Source organism: Shewanella electrica, assembly GCF_022321485.1.
Taxonomy (GTDB): Bacteria; Pseudomonadota; Gammaproteobacteria; order Enterobacterales; family Shewanellaceae; genus Shewanella; species Shewanella electrica.
The window spans coordinates 1-230 of sequence record NZ_JAKOGG010000848.1; the positions used below are offsets into that span (position 1 = coordinate 1).

Genomic DNA, 230 nt, shown 5'->3' on the forward strand with positions numbered 1-230 from the left:
CGATTTACCATTGACTAATAGCTAGACATAACTCTATTTCAAGTTTTCCTTAGCAAATTCAGTTGAACAATCATGCAAAGAATATAAAATATCGTTCCAATCTACTAAGTATTCTTGATAATCAGCTTTGTTAAACTTTTGCGCTTGAGTATTCATGTTTAGCTTATTCAGTTCTGCCAAATAGTTAGTTATCTTGGCAACAAAATATTCTTTTCTAGTTACCATTTTTT

General features: G+C 29.6%; 1 protein-coding gene. It reads right to left on the reverse strand.

The features are described 5' to 3' along the window. Window positions 1-33: 33 nt before the first annotated feature. On the reverse strand, window positions 34-230 hold a 197-nt coding region (locus L9G74_RS22210; RefSeq protein WP_238899137.1), incomplete at its 5' end, for a hypothetical protein.